Source organism: Nocardia sp. NPDC052566 (assembly GCF_044547285.1).
Taxonomy (GTDB): domain Bacteria; phylum Actinomycetota; class Actinomycetes; order Mycobacteriales; family Mycobacteriaceae; genus Nocardia.
Map to the genome: position 1 here is coordinate 668,280 of NZ_JBIUAF010000001.1, position 15,073 is coordinate 683,352.

Annotated in this window: 7 protein-coding genes; 4 read left to right on the forward strand and 3 right to left on the reverse strand. The window is 64.5% G+C overall.

Annotated elements, in window-relative coordinates; all coding sequences use genetic code 11:
* Nucleotides 1-162: 162 nt before the first annotated feature.
* Together ACIG5A_RS02805 and ACIG5A_RS02810 are read right to left on the reverse strand one after the other, a co-directional pair.
* Complete coding sequence (locus ACIG5A_RS02805; protein WP_397236987.1) at nt 163-1,089, reverse strand: DMT family transporter; 927 nt, start codon at nt 1,087-1,089, stop codon at nt 163-165.
* A gap of 483 nt (nt 1,090-1,572) precedes the next feature.
* Nucleotides 1,573-5,328, reverse strand: coding sequence for a CHAT domain-containing protein (locus ACIG5A_RS02810; RefSeq protein WP_397236989.1), 3,756 nt, complete (start codon nt 5,326-5,328; stop codon nt 1,573-1,575).
* A gap of 363 nt (nt 5,329-5,691) precedes the next feature.
* On the opposite strand from ACIG5A_RS02810, the gene ACIG5A_RS02815 reads away from it, so the two are divergent.
* The 4 genes from ACIG5A_RS02815 (at nt 5,692) to ACIG5A_RS02830 (ending at nt 10,147) form a co-directional block, all read left to right on the forward strand.
* A complete protein-coding gene (locus ACIG5A_RS02815) occupies nt 5,692-6,153 on the forward strand; it encodes a hypothetical protein (RefSeq protein ID WP_397236991.1) in 462 nt (153 codons plus the stop codon).
* A 73-nt stretch (nt 6,154-6,226) separates the two neighbouring features.
* A complete protein-coding gene (locus ACIG5A_RS02820) occupies nt 6,227-6,622 on the forward strand; it encodes a CATRA system-associated protein (RefSeq protein WP_397236993.1) in 396 nt (131 codons plus the stop codon).
* Complete coding sequence (locus ACIG5A_RS02825) at nt 6,600-8,300, forward strand: CATRA conflict system CASPASE/TPR repeat-associated protein (RefSeq protein ID WP_397236995.1); 1,701 nt, start codon at nt 6,600-6,602, stop codon at nt 8,298-8,300. The genes ACIG5A_RS02820 and ACIG5A_RS02825 overlap by 23 nt, the downstream gene beginning before the upstream one ends.
* Complete coding sequence (locus ACIG5A_RS02830) at nt 8,297-10,147, forward strand: CHAT domain-containing protein (protein WP_397236997.1); 1,851 nt, start codon at nt 8,297-8,299, stop codon at nt 10,145-10,147. The genes ACIG5A_RS02825 and ACIG5A_RS02830 overlap by 4 nt, the downstream gene beginning before the upstream one ends.
* 513 nt (nt 10,148-10,660) lie before the next feature.
* Here the strand turns inward: ACIG5A_RS02830 and ACIG5A_RS02835 are convergent.
* A complete protein-coding gene (locus tag ACIG5A_RS02835) occupies nt 10,661-14,932 on the reverse strand; it encodes a TIR domain-containing protein (protein WP_397236999.1) in 4,272 nt (1,423 codons plus the stop codon).
* Between the last annotated feature and the right edge of the window lie 141 nt (nt 14,933-15,073).

Here is a 15,073-nt window from a genome sequence, read left to right on the forward strand (position 1 = left end):
ATCGGCACCAACACCAATCTCCCCGTTCGGAATTGGGGTGCCATTATCCATCGTGCTCCTGCTTCGGACGGCATCGCAAGGATGAGCGGACGCTAATGTGGCGGTGTAGCAATGAGGTTCACGCGAGCGGTACTGGGAGACCGTGCAGCGGAGGGTGATCCGTCATCGCATGTTGGTACATCGTTCACTATCGGTATCGATGAGTTCATCCTCGTCTGGGGACGTCCGCCAGTTCTGGGTCAGCGCGACCGCGAAAAGTACTACTGCGACGCCTATCAGCATCGTCGCCGTGACGTTCTCCTGAAGGGCGACGGCGCCCAGGATGATCGAAACCACCGGCAGTAGGTAGGTGACCACGGACGCGGCAACGGAACCGTCGTCGGAGATGATGCGGAAGTTCAGGATGTAGGCGATGCCGGTGCCGAACAAGCCGAGGATGGCGAGCGCGAACAGCGCATCAGGATGGGCCGTCAGCGTGGGTACGCCGTCGACCAGCAAGACGGGGGCGAGTAGCACGCTGGCCGCGGACAGTTGATAGGCGGCAAGCAGCAGCGGTGGGATTCCTCGGTTGGTCAGGTATTTCGCCATATAGATGTAGCTGACGCCGAGGAAGGCGGATCCGATCAGGCATTCGAGGCCGCCCCAACTCATGATGTCCGCCCCGGTCTGCCACGGCGAGAAGATGAGCACGCAGCCCAGGAAGCCGAGAACGAGCCCACTCGCTCGGCGAATCGTGTGCCCGCGAGTGTCGCCGACCAGCAAGGCTACGAGCATGGTCCATATCGGCGTGCTCGAGTTGGTCACGCCGGCAGCGGATGAGTCGATGCTTTCCTCGCCGAGGGCGAACAACGTGTACGGAATCGCGTTCGCCAACGCGGCCGACACGATCAGATGCCACCACGGTGTGGGCCCGGTCGGTAGCCGGTTTCGCTGGATCAGCCACACCACCAGCCACAAGAAGGCGGCGCCGATGATCATCCGGCCGAATGTCACCTGGATGGCGGAAAAGCCGCGCAGCGCGACCTTGATCCAGAGAAACGTCGAACCCCATAGCACGGCAAGGATGCCGATCCGCACGATCTGCGCCACTTCGATTGCCCCCCAAAGGCTTTAACGCGACGATATCGTTCCCGCAACATCTTTCCATACAGAAGCATCGAAAGACAGGGGCAAACAGGAAGAGTCGACCCGAGGCCGAAGCTGCCACAAGCGGTGACAGGACAACGAAACTGGAGGAAAATCGCGCAAAATCTGTGTCCGGAGGGGGACACACGCGCTAACCACACGAATCAAACTGCGGAAACGGTGACCAGAAGTAACTATCGAGTGTGAGCTCTGAGATCTGGGTGTTCACCACGGAGTGGCTACCTCCGTTATTCGCGCGCAAACCGCCGCGCGATCGCGGCGAAACGGCCGATCGGTCCCGGTCTATGAGATCGGCGCGGCGGAGGCCGTACGTCCGGGTACCCGCGATCGATCATTGTTCGAGCAGTTCGTGTGCGCACGTCTCGTCGACTGGAGCCGGTTGAGGTTGCTCGTGCTGCCAGGGTTTGGGAGGTGAGCGGGTGCAGGTCATGCTCCGATATGGAGGTGGGCCGCCCACAGTGACGGTGTGCTGGGGTATCGGTGACGTGTGGCGGCGATTGCGTGGTGCAGGGCGTGGGCAGCGTGGCTCGTTTCGGGGTAGGGGTTGCCTGGCAGCGCCCGGTAGAAGGTGTCGGCGATGGCAGCGGCGACGCGGTCGTTGACGGGCCATAGGGTACCGATGACGTGGGGGTATCCGGCGAGCTGGAAGGCGGAGGCAAGGTGGATGGACTCGTCGAGCAGTTCCGGTGTGGTGGTGGCGGCCGTGGTTTCGCAGGCCGACAGGTAGGCGAGTTGGGCGTGGTCGAGTCGGATCGCGTCGAGGTCGGCAACAGTGAGTGGGTTGCTGGTGTGGTCGTGCAGGAGCAGCTGGCCGCGGGCTGGATCGGCGGGATCGTTGACACCATGACAGGCGAAGTGCGCGATCGCGCACGACGGCAGCCAGGTCAGAACATTCGCTTTGGTTGGTAGCAGACCCTCGTCCTCCAGCGCGGTGTCGGCGTCGGGTTCGGTGAGGACGATTGTTGTAGGGATGCGGGCGGCTACGGTAGCGGCCTCGCGGGCAACATGGCTCAATCGGCTGGCCCCAGCCGGGGTGGTCGGCATGGTCACCACGAGCGCGGCGACGTCCTCGAGTGCGGTGGTGCCGTGCGTGCGGCGGCGGGCGTGGCGCAAGGCGGTGATGGTGGGGATGTAGGAGGAAACGACTCGGTCCACGACCGCGCGCGTGGGAGCAGCGTGGTCGGTGGGGTGGGTATGGTAGCCGGCGGCGTGCAGAGGCAGCTGGGTCAGCGGGCCGCTCGGTATCCACCACAGCCGCGGCAGCGGCTCGCCCGCAATTGGCGGACCGTGGTAGCCGAGTGCGTCGAGGACAGGGCCGGTGGCGTTGTCCCACAACCATTCCAGGGTGTCGCTGAGGTGCCGCTGGCCAGACTTCACCTCGGGCCGGCTGGTCGCGTGCTGCACGTCGTCGAGGGCTTGCAGGAACGCACTGGCGCGGTCAGCAACCGCACTGGGAGCCAGACCGGGCAAAGGCAGGCAGGTGACCGTAGCGGAGGTGACGAGCAGAGCGTCGCTACGGTAGTGGCTGATATTGAACACGACGATCGGACCCTCGCCGGCCTGGGCGAGCAGTTCATCGCTGTCAGGTGGCAGGGCGAAGGATTCGAACCCGGGATGGGCTCTGATGCGAGCCAGCACCTGCTCCAACTCGTGTGCCACCTGTCGCCGGTCGGTCCTAGGGGTGGTGGACGCCGTTGGGTCCGGGATGGGATTGCGGTCGAACAGATCGCGCAAATGCATGAATTCCATTGCCAGGTCCGGGTGCGTATCAGCGAGTTGACGGGTTTCGCCGCGCAGGTTCAACGCCTGGTTCATGATCACCGCCCGGCCGAGCTCGAGCAGCCGTATCGCTGATTCCGCCCGCTCATCGGGCAAGGTGTCCGGGTCTGCCAATGTCAAGGCGGCAGCGTCGGCGGCCAGTCGCGCATACCGCCCGATGGCGTACTGCTGGTCGGAGCGGTGGAGTCGGCGGGGTACGACCTCGGGGAGTAACCGGACCGCTCCAGCCAGCAGTCCGGCTGCGTCCGCAGGGCTCGACGCTGCCAGCAGATCGGCCGCGTGCCGAGCCGCCCGGATTCGCTGCGAAGGTGACGCCACCGCCGAACCGGCCGCTGTTCGGTGCGCTTCGACGGCCGCGTCCCGATCGGCTGTCGCACCCGTACGTTCGAACCGTGTTTGCAGGGCCAGGCCGAGGTTGGTAAGCAGGCCTGCGCGGTCGGGGTGGTCGTCAGGGGCGGCGGTGGTCGCTTGGCGGGCGACATCGACCGCCTCGTCGAGGTCCCGCGCTGCCCCCGTTCGCTCGAACCGTCGGCGCAGGGCGACACTGAGGTCGCTGCGCGAGCCGGCGAGGTCGGGGTGGTCGTCCGGGGTGGTGGTGGCTGCTTGCCGGGCTACGTCGACCGCTTCGTCGATATCCGCCGGCGCACCTGTTCGTTCGAACCGTGTTTGCAGGGCGAGGCCGAGGTTGGTGAGAAAGATGGGGAGAGCGGGGTGGTCGTCCGGGGTGGTGGTGGCTGCTTGCCGGGCTACGTCGACCGCTTCGTCGATATCCGCCAGCGCTCCCGTCCGCTCGAACCGTCTCCAGAGGGCGAGGCTTGCGACGCTGAGCTGGCTGGCGAGGAGGGGGTGATCAGCGGGAAGAGTGGTGACCGCTTGCCGTGCCACGTCGACCGCCTCGTCCAGGTCCGCCAGCACGCCTGTCCGCTCGAACCGTACCCGCAGGGTGAGACCGAGGTTGCTGAGCTGGCCGGTGTGGTGAGGGTGGTCGGCGGGAAGGGCGGTGACCGCTTGCCGTGCCACGTCGACTGCCTCGTTGATATCCGCGAGCACAGCCGTCCGCTCGAACCGTACCCGCAGGATAAGACCGAGGTTATTGAGCCAACCAGCAAGGTGGGGGTCGTCGGCTGGAGTATCCGTGACCGCTTGCCGTGCCACGCTGGCTGCCTCATCGATATCCGCCAGCGCTCCCGTCCGCTCGAACCGTCTCAGCAGGGTGCCGCAGAGGTTGGTGCGCCAACCCGCGAGGCTGGGGTGGTCGTCCGGGGCGGTGGTGACCGCTTGCCGGGCCATATCGACTGCCTCGTTGATATCCGACAGCGTTCCCGTCCGCTCGAACCGTCTTTGCAGGGTGAGGCCGAGGCTGCTGAGCTGGCTGATGCGGTCGGGGTGGTCGGCGGGAGTGGCGGTGACCGCTTGCCGAGCCACGTCGATCGCCTCGTCCACATCCGCCAGCACACCTGTCCGCCCGAACCGGACCCGCAAGGCGAGACTGAGCGTGGTGAGCACGCCGGCCCGGCCGGGATGGTCTGTTGGGGTGGCGGTAACTGCTTGCCGGGCCATATCGACTGCCTCGTCGATATCCCCGAGGGCTTCCGTCCGCTCGAGTCGTCTCCGCAGGGCGAGGCCGAGGTTGGCGAGCGCCGCGACGAGATCGGGGTGGCCCGTTGGGGTGGCGGTGACTGCTTGCCGGGCCATGTCGACCGCTTCGTCGATATCCGCCGGCGTTCCCGTCCGTCCGAACCGGACCCGCAACGCGATGCCGAGGGTAGTGAGCACCTCGGCCGTAGCGGGCTGGTCAGCCGCAGTGGCGGCAACCGCCCGCCGTGACACCTCGACTGCTTCGTCGATATCCGCCTGCACCCCCACTCGCTCGAACCGTCTCACCAAAGCGAGGCCGAGGGCGGACAGTCGGCCAGTGAGGTCCGGGTGGTCGTCGGGGGTGGCGTCGACGATCCGATGCCACAGCTGCGCGGCCGCTGTGACCAGGTCGGGGTCGTCGGCGGCCCGAGCCCGCTCATACAGAGACCGCGCGAGTTCGACACTGGTATCGGCGAGCGTGCGAACAAGCTCAGCGGGTACCCCGTCGAGCGAGGTGCCGGAAGTGGTGAAGACAGGGATCAGCGTCTCCACCGCTCGCTCGCGCGCATCCGCGGCCTGCTCCGATGGTCCCAGCAACGCGCGAGACCACCAGAACCGGCCCAACAGCACTCGCGACGCCACATCATCGTCCTTCGCGCCGTCGGTGAGTAGGGTCGCCAGCTCGGCGGCCTCCTGTGCGGCCCCGGGATCGAGCACCGCGTTCGGGTCACGGTCGATGCGGTCGAGCCGACGCTCGAGGGCGGTGTGCAGGCGCGCTCGCCGACCGTTGTCTGCTGCCGGTGTGCGCGGGTGATCGGTGCCCATGTCGCAGTCCCCCGAGGTGCGGCGCGGCCTCAGCCGCGCGAAACGGCGGTGTCAGCAACACCTTACGGCGGACTGCTCGCTATGGACCTGTGCTCCACTCGTTCGCCATTGCTGCTGTCATACGCGAGTACCGAGAACGCAGGGAGTTGGATAGGACTCGCCGTTCGGTGAGACACGCGGAACCGCCTCCGACCGCACCCCATTTTGGTCACTCATCGCTAGACTTTCACGCTGGGCCACAGGCGAGTTCGAAGACGCCTGGGCGACTGTCAGTGAAAGGTGTTGTCACCGATGTTTCGCAGACGGGACGCCTTGCCCGCAGAGCCGCAGCCAGTGCCACCCTGGGAGGACGCGAAACTGGCGATGACCGAGTTCGGCAACTGGATCAAGAACGCCGACACGAAAATCAGTGTGCTCGCAGCGGTTTTCGGTGTCATGCTTGCCTTGCTGGCGGCCCGAGCCGATACCTTCCGCCGTGTGCTCGCGGACCCAGCATCCTGCGCCACTTGGATACTGGTCGCGCTGCTGATGCTGTTGCTCGGCGCGGTGCTGATGACAACAGGTCTGCTCTACAGTGCCCTCGTACCACGAACAGTGGTGACTGGTCGGAATCGATTCTCGTGGCCGAGCATCGCGTCAGAACCTCAGCCACCGAGGAATCTCGACCAACGATCCACCCTCGAAGAAGCCTGGTCGCACAATCATCTCCTGGCGCAAATCGCCGGCCGGAAGTATGCTGCTTTCCGAAATGCGCTCCGCGGATTCGTGATAACGCTGATCCTCGGAATCGCCTGTGTCGTAATTGCTACCTGGCAGTCTGTTTAATTCGCCTGACTGGATTCGCGAATATGTCCATAATCCTGCTGTGCCACGCCATGTTCTCGTTGAGGTGGTCGCCATGACCGGACCGCACGAGGGTGTGTCGAACGACCTCGTACTCACCTGGCTCGATGAGGAGACCAAAGACAACGCCATCGAAGTCCTCGACGACTTGCTGAAATGGCATATGATCTCGACCCGCTGGGACCAAGTGGCCTCGGCTATAGACGATTTGAACCAGGCGCTCGGCGGCCGCGCGGCGCCTGCGGTCCGCGAAGCGCTGATCGAAATCGAGCTCCTCGGTCCGGTACGCGCTCGCCGGATCGGAGAGGAACCCCGAACACCGGCCCCACCGGTGGTACGGGACAGGGTGAACATGATGGTGCATCTCCTCGGTCCGGATTCGGCATCGCCCACGCAGACGGTGGTGGAACCGGGAGACGGAGGCGACGGTGACCGCACCCGCCGGGATTGATCAGGAACTTGTTGTGCACATGTTCTTACCGCTGGACGGGCCGCGAGCCGATACTGCCTGGGCGCAAGCGCAGGGCGTATGGACGCAGGCGCGCGGGCAACTGCGTGTCACCGAGATCGTGCCCGCGGCGGGAGCCCGAGAAGTCCTTCCGGACAATCGAATTCCGGTGGGGCGCGACCGGGTGGTGGCATGCGCGCAGAACCGAGGTGCCGACTTCCAGATCATCGCCCGCCGTTTCCACGACATCCTGAACCTGTCATTGGTCTTCGGTGCCCCGCTCGACCGAGTTGGTCGGCGACGGCGAACGAGTGTCACTCCGGGCTGGCACGAATTCGAACGATGGTGGCGGGCATTGTCGTTCGAAGGCGTCGATGCCGTGCTCGGGCTGGTCGTGGTACTTCTGGCCGAGACCGATGTTGTCGACGACCTCCCGCAACGCCTCGAAGAGCTGTTTCCGTCCTCGGAATCGAGCTGGGGGCCACGATTGGGGCCTGATCCCACGAATTGGGCCGTGTGGGAAGCCCATTCGCCGAGCGACTCGGCACGACGGATACTTTTCGTCGCCGGCGCGCAGCCCTATTACGACAACGAGCTGACCACCTGGACGTGGAGCGACGGGGGTGCCGAGTTGCCCGTCCTGGCCCGGTACTTGATGCATGCCACCAAATTGCGGTATCAGCACCGCCTGCTCGATGCCAGCGCTGACAAGATCCGGGCTCTGACGACTCAGGCCAGAGCCCACGTGGATGCGGTAAGGCCGCTGCTGCACACACCCGACGGCCGCGAGGGGCACTCGCTCGCAACGGCTTTGAGCATCGTGGAGGAGGACCTCAGCAAGACGGTGTCCGATCTGAAGGCCATGGATCACACCGCCGAGATCGCCTACGCCAACATGACCCGTTGCATGACGAAGCCTTTCCCTCATGACGAGGTGCTCGCCATCGGCCTGCGGGAACGAATCCACGACGATTCCTACTATCTTCAGAACACGCTCGACTTGGTCCGCGAAAGCCGTAAAAGACTTCGCGACGTCAACCAGGTGGATGGCGGTGCACCACCGGTACGGCAATCGATGCTTTCGGTCGAGCCGGACGAACCCAACGGGCGCCTCCCGCGTGGCGTCTCCCAGATGCGCTTCGGGTTCGGCCTCGACATTGTCGGCTACGGTCAACTCCTTGAGCCCGGTGCCCGTGAGGCGCAAGGCCGTTTGGCCGGCGTCATCGAGCAAATCCTCGCAAACCTCGGCTATGTCATCGCCGATACCGAACGTGAGCTGCGCGGTGACCAGGTCATCACCCTCCTCCCCACAGATGCTGACATTCCGACTGCGCTGGCCGTCTTGATCAGTGCGATGCGGTCGCGTCTCGCGGCGGACAATCGAAAGTTCGCCAAGCGCATGCGGTTACGGGCGGTCGCCTCGATCCGCGTTTTCAGCCGAGGGGAAATCGGCCTGGCCGCCGGTGCTACGGAGATCGGCCGTCTCCTCGAGTCCGATCCGGTGTACCGGGCATTGGCGGAGAACCCCGAATCGGATGTGGTGCTGCTGATCTCCGAGCGTCTTCACGAAGACACCGTGGCGCTCGGATACGAGCAGCTGCTGCCATTTCGATTCGAGCAATGTCGAGTGCGGCTCAAGGAGTACGACAAGACCGCCTGGCTGTGGATCGATGAGCAGTGATCGCGAACATCTTCAGCAGCATCGCAGGACCATCGATCGACACCACGCTGACGCAACGAGTGTCCGAGCTGGGGGCCCGAGCACAGGTGGCCGAGGAATCGTTGTCCGTCACCAAGGTTCGGGAAGCCTGCGCCGAACTCAATCAGTTCATCCTCGAATTCGTTCCCACGATGGGTGGCGACCTCCGTAAGAGCATCGTCGCGACCGATGTCCTGCGATGGGCCATCCTCTTGGAGTCGAAGCTGCCCGACTGCAACTGGTTTCGGGTCGCCATGGTGTCCGCCCTGCATTCGGGCGCCTACGCCAACTCGACGGCTCAGCTGTGGAAGAAGAACGAGATTGTGACGCACCTTCGAGCTGCGAACCAAGGTGTGTTCGAGATCGGCGCGTACGCGAACCATCGCGCCAAGATGCCGGCGCTGGCGATCATGCTGCTCGAGAACGTCTCTGGTGGTCTGTACTCCGCAACTCAAGCCATGACGGCGATGCGTGTGGGTGGAACGAACGCGTGGCAGATTCTGGGGCGCGCGTTCAAATACCAGCGTCGCGTATCGAAGTTCCGCGGTGAGGAATGGTGGAACCATCAAGACCGCGACACCGCGCTGATCAATCAGCGGATCGAGGAGTTCCGTGCGCGCCAGGTCAGCAAAGTACTGAACGGCCCTGTCGAATACCTTCCGACCGAAGCCGATCTACACAACTGTGTCACCGAGGCTGCCGCCGTCCGGTCCGGGTGCGATGTGGTCCATCTCGCGGCCACACCCATGGGTGGCGTGGCGTTCCGGACCTACTGTGACGCAGAGCGAATCGGCCGCACTACGGGCATCGACCTGCCGAACCTCGCCACCGCCGCCGTGTGTGACTGGCGGACCCGAATCGAAAGCTTGTACGAGCGCCACGATCGGGGCGAAATACGCTCCGCGGCAATGCATACCGAACTCCATCAGGTCCTCGCCGAGATCGGTGCCGCGGTACTGGAGCCGATCCGGGGCACGTGGCCCGAGCTGACGCGGCTCGCCTTGGCACCGGTCGGTGTGGTGGCCACACTTCCGCTCGGCGCTATGACTCTAGGGCGGGAGCCGGCGCAGCTCACCTTTGACCTGACTGTCGTCCCGAACGCGCCGACACTGCTCAGCGCCACTCTGCACCCACGTAACGAATCGGGCCCGGCGCTGGTGGCAACAGATCCCGGTGCAGGAGAGACCCATCTGCCGCAAGTCGTGCGGGAAGGGCGGGCCATCGCGGCTATCCACGCGGTCGAAGTGCTGAATCTGCAAGCCACACCGCGCCGGCCACCGGCGGATCGCAGGTCCGCATGGCGTGTTCGTCTCGAAGAACGCTGGTTCGGAGTCAATCCCGTGCGCCCCGCCGAAACCGGCATATACCCTGCCGCGCCCCATCCGGACGGCAGCGTCCTGGACGCACTTCAGAATGCGGCAATCGCGCACCTGGCCTGCCACGGCAGCCTCATCGAGGATCCGGTGCAGAACTCACTACTGATGCTCGGCGACCCACCGATTTCGTTGAGCGAATTCCTGATCTGCCCCGTGGCACCCGGTGGAACGATCGTGTTGTCGGGATGCTCAGTGGGTGGTGTCGTGGCCAGCCTGCCCAATGAATTGCTGGGCTTCCCGGCGGCTTTTCTGTCGGCCGGCGCGCGAACTGTTATCGCGTCCACGACTCCCGTCCTGGACACCCGTGCGACCCGCGTTCTGTTGCAGGACGTCCATCACGCCCTCCATGCAGGACAGAACGGGCGCTCTGCGCTACGGAGTGCGATAACGGCGGCCTGCACGCGCGGCGACCACTGCTACAACTGGGCAGGATTCGCTGCCTACGGCGCATGACGCCTCGAACGATCTCGCGGCCATCTGGCCGGGGCGACACTCGCTGATTTGTTGGAGGGCTGATGCAGTTCGCGTCTGCTTACGGGACCGCTGAGCCATGATCACCAACATCCCCACCAGCACACGTTCGCTCGTGAACGTGACGACAAGGGATTCGGAGGTGGCGCGGGCATTGATACGATTCGTATCGAACGGCCAGTGCGGTAACCACCGCGAGGTCCTTCGTGCCGAGGCTGGTTGCTGCCTATAACCGGTCATGTCGTCGAGCTGGGTATGGTCGCCTCACGCTGAGCCGGAAGAGGTCCTGGAAGACCACGGTGATGGTGGTCCAGCGGTCGTGGCGGGCGGAGGAAGAATCCGGCGCGCGCGTCGTCAATGTGGGCGGCACTGAAAACGTCGGCGCCGCGGTCGACTTCGACAGTCAACTGCGTAACGACGGAGACCGTTCAGTTTCCTCAACGCGCCGTTCCAGGCGCGTCGGCATCAGTCAGATTTGGACGCATCTTCGATCTGTCACTTGAAATTTTCGTTCGATGTGATCGGCAGGCCGGGGCACAATGTGATGTAGTCGATATTGGGTGATATCCATTCGCTCCATTGTCGTGGGCTCATGTTCGACGTCAATTTGTCGCAGAGGTCGGCGCGCCATGACGTGGGACCGGGCCACAACCATGCGGTGACTGTGCCGTCGGCCGCGACATGTTGTGACAGCACGCGCCTGGCGTCAGTGCTGAATTCGACATATCTGATCTTGGGTTGGTCGGTGACCAGGGCAGCACCGATAGTGCTGCCATCGACTGCATCTCGGAACCGAAGTGTGTGATCGTCGTCGCCCGAGACGATGTATCGACCATCGGTGCTCACGGCGATGGCGTATACCGTGCCGTCGTGCCCGCCGATCGGACCGCCGATCGGTTCGCCGGAGGGGATCTTCCACCGTCGGATCGTCCGGTACCCGCCGCTGAATATGAGATCCCCGGCGGGGCCGACCGCCAGGCTGGTGAACGGCTCGAGGCCGGAGTTCGCTTGGCCGACAACTCGTAGCGTGTTGGTTTCCTGGATTTGCAGCGTCAGGAAGCCGGTCGAAATGACGTAACGGTTGTCGGGGCTGAAGACGAGATAGTGGACCGGGGAGTCGTGCTGTGCAGAGTCGGCGATCCGCTCGCCGGTGGTTGCGTTCCACAGGTGAACGACCCTGTCGTCTCCGCCACCGGCGAGGAGTTGACTGTTCGGGCTGAACACCAGGTTCGCGAGACGTCCGACGAATCCGCTCAATGGCGATCCGATGGATTTGCCGGCTTCCGCGTCCCACAGCCGAACTGCGTTGTCGGTGCTCTCGGTGACGATTCGCTTGCCGTCCGGACTGAACGCGAGTTGTCTGATCGGAGCGCTGAAGCCGGTCAGTATGTGGATCAGCGCTCCGGAATTTGCGTCCCAGAGCTTGACGCTGCTTTGATCGCCCGCCGCGATCCGCCGACCGTCGGGACTATATTCGGTTACCTCGACCGCACCATCGTGCGGCCCTAGCGTCGCGCCGACCGGTTGGCTTGTGTCGGTCTCGAACTGGCGCGCAGTGCCATCGGCATACCCCGCGACCATGCGGTGGCTGTCCGGTGCAAGCGCCACCCAGTGCGGGCCCGGCTGTGTCTCACTGCGGGGGACCGGACCAACGACGTGATTGCCACCCGATGAGTGGTAGTCCATCCGCCACAGTCGGACGGTGCCGTCGGAGCCTGCCGAGGCGAGGCGATTCCCACTCGCATCAAAGGCGAGACTCTGTACCCAGCCGGTATGTCCGTACAAGGACCCCACGGCCTTGCGCGAACGGACTTCCCACAGATGTATCCGCGAATCCGCGCCACCGGCGGCAAGCCCGCGACCGTCGGGACTGAATGCCAGCGTTTGGCTCGAGGCCGTTCCCTCGCTCGGCAATGGTTCCCCGATGCTCTCGCTACCGGGGTCGAATAGCCAGACCCTGCCTCCACCGGCGACGGCGATGCGTTGGCTATCGGTGTGGAAGGCAACCGACGTGACGCTCGTGGCAACATTGACCGGCCGCCCGATCGGGATTCGAGTGAACGCGTCCCACACCCGTACGGTTTGGTCATCACCGCCAGAAACGACGCGCCTTCCATCGGGGCTGAAGGCTACCGCGCCCACTGCACCGTGGTGTCCGGTCATCGGTTCGCCAACCGCGTTCCTGGTCGAGGCGTCCCATAGACGAACGGTCCCGTCCCCTTCTGCCGAAACCACCAGAGAACCATCGGGATTGAAGGCCACGGCGTTGACGGTGCCGACGTGCCCAGAGAACTCGCCTACCGATGCTCCTGATTCAGCGTCCCAGAGCTGCAGCGTATTGCCGCCGGAGACGATTCGACGCCCGTCGGGGCTGAAGGCGACAATGTCGATATTCGATCCACGGTCGAAGGACTTGGTGACCAGCTGCCCGGTCTGCACGTCCCACAAGCGAATTCGACTCCCGCCCGTAACGATGTGACGTCCATCCGGGCTGAAGGCCACACTGTTCACCAGCCCGCTGAGCTTGGGGTCGAAGATTTTCTCCGGTTCCAAAGCGAGCCCAGAGAGTGCCGGTGCGCCGACCCGAATGATCTTGCCGGTGTACACCAGACGTTTCAGCGTACTGATCAGCGCGCCGGATTGGACCGACGACAGAGTTGCGGCCGCGAGCACCTCCTGGATGGCCCGGGTATCGTCGCGTGCACTGGAGCCGCCGAGCATCGCTGCGGATTCGGCAGCCAGTCGCGCAGCGGTCGCTTCCCGGAATCGGGCGTCGGCTTGGTGCTGTGCGACGACTGCCCGCACGGAAGTGGCTCCCGCGATCAAGGTGAGCACCAATGCCAGCACCAGCAGCGCCTGCAACATGCGCGCTCGCCGCTGCATCGCCGTGGCATGTGCTGCGGCGATGGCGATTTCGGCGCGAGCGCGGCGTCGTTCCGCTTCGTCACGGGCGTCCTCGGCTCTTCTCGATTCGGCGAGAAACTCCGAAGCCGGTGCGAGGCGATCCCCATAACGCGGGTGTGCGGCAAGTTCCTCCCCGTCTCGGAGGCGAGTGCCGACCAGCAGGTATGAAGGGTCTCGGCCCTGCCGTGTCCAATCCGCCGCGGCACGGTCCAGAGCGTCGGCTGTCTGCAACCGATCGCGCTCTTCGGCTAGCCATTCGGCCAGCTCGTCCCACTGGCGCAGCAGGCTCTCCAACGCAACCTCGACGACCGCGCCACCCTCGCGTTCATCCTTGACGAGCAGCCGCCTCTCGACCATGGCATCGATCAACTCTCGACTGCCCGCCGGGATTTCCCGCCAGCGCGCGACCCGCCGCAGTGGTGCGGTCGAACTCGGGCTCACTGTCGCCAACCACGGGATGAAGGCAGCACGGAGTCGTTCGAGCTGTACGCTGCGGATCTCCGCATCGTTGGACAGCAGGCTGTTCACTTCGGTCCGCACCACGTCGGGCATGCCGCCCATGGCTTGGTAATTGGGCAGCGTCAATTCTCCGGTGCCGCTGTAGTCGGCGAACAACCGCGCCATCGTCAACGCGAGCAGCGGCAGCGCGTCTGCGCCTCCGCCCGCGACGTCCTCGAGCAGCGCTTCGACCAGTCCGTCGTCCAGCCGTAGACCATGCCGGATCGCGGGACCGGCGATCACCTCCTTGAACCGAGTAGCGGGCATCGGCTTGAGCTCACCGAACTCGCGGCTATGGAGCGATGCGAGTTCGGGAGTGCTCTGAAGGGCTTCGTAGCGATCGGCGCGGATGGTCACAATGACGATGAGCTCGAGCCGGTTCGGCCCGGCCCCCGCGCCCAGTAGCTCGGAAAGCAGAGAAAATAGCTGGGAGGCTTGCGGTTCTGCGTCTGCGGTGAAAAGTTCTTCGGCTTGATCGATGGCAATCACGAGCGTCGGGACGGCACCGTCCGACTCCTGCACCTCACGTAGCAACGCGGCGATCCTGGTAGAATCCCCGTGCAAACAGGCGGTCTTGATATCACCGAGAACGGGCTCCGGGAACTGGCGCGCGACTCGAAGCCGATGGACAGCTGATGCCAGCCCGAAATTCCCTGTGAGGGCAGCTCGTTCCGGCCGCACGATGTCGCACACCAGAAAATTCCTGGTATCACGGCGAAGCCTGGGTAGCAGTCCCGCGCGCAAGAACGAGGACTTCCCCACCCCAGACGGGCCGAGGATGACGAACAACTCCTCGGTACGGCCGACGCGCATGCCCCGCAAGGTGTCCATTGCCCGCTGCACCTGTGGCGTGCGCCCGAAAAAGATTGCCGCGTCCTCGTCCTGCATGGGTTGCCAGCCACGGTACGGCGCGCGTTGCAGTTCTCCGGGTGGAGGCCACGGAAAGTGTTCCGCGCCGATGCCAATCCGCCGCAGCCCGTCGAGTAGCCTTTGGCGGCCGTCGTCGGCGAACAGGTCGCACATCTGCCAGGTGCGTATCCGTTCTCCGCGCGCTCGCGGGTCGATTCGGGCGCAGAAGAGCGGTTTGTTCAGATACTCGGCATAGCGGGCTTCGGCGAGGCACTCGGCGGACTGCTCCCACGCCAGCGAGATCAGGCAGATCACGACCTCGCACCGGTCCGCCGCCCGCGCCAGCGCTTCTTTCCATTGGCTGCCAGGCACTATCCCGGTGGCTGGATCGAAGTCGAGAAAGATCTCGTCCCGCAACCCGGGTTCATTTTCGACCAGCCATTGCTTCAGTTCAGCCGCAGCGGTGTTGTCCCGGCTGGAATGGCTGATGAAAATCCGGGCCACGCCGAAAATCATCCTCGCATGAGGTGTTGTATGTGGGTCTTTGCCACGATGATTCGCTGATTCGCGCGATCCAGGCTACCGTCCACATCAACCATGCAACCCTGGAAACATGCGCGGGCGGAACTCGCTTCTCGTAGCCGTGGTGGTGGCCTT

Bases quoted from the DNA above. Each gene is read 5' to 3' on its own strand.
- ACIG5A_RS02810 (WP_397236989.1), bottom strand. From the start codon at position 5,328: ATGGGCACCGATCACCCGCGCACACCGGCAGCAGACAACGGTCGGCGA.
- ACIG5A_RS02815 (WP_397236991.1), top strand. From the start codon at position 5,692: ATGACCGAGTTCGGCAACTGGATCAAGAACGCCGACACGAAAATCAGT.
- ACIG5A_RS02820 (WP_397236993.1), top strand. From the start codon at position 6,227: ATGACCGGACCGCACGAGGGTGTGTCGAACGACCTCGTACTCACCTGG.
- ACIG5A_RS02835 (WP_397236999.1), bottom strand. From the start codon at position 14,932: ATGATTTTCGGCGTGGCCCGGATTTTCATCAGCCATTCCAGCCGGGAC.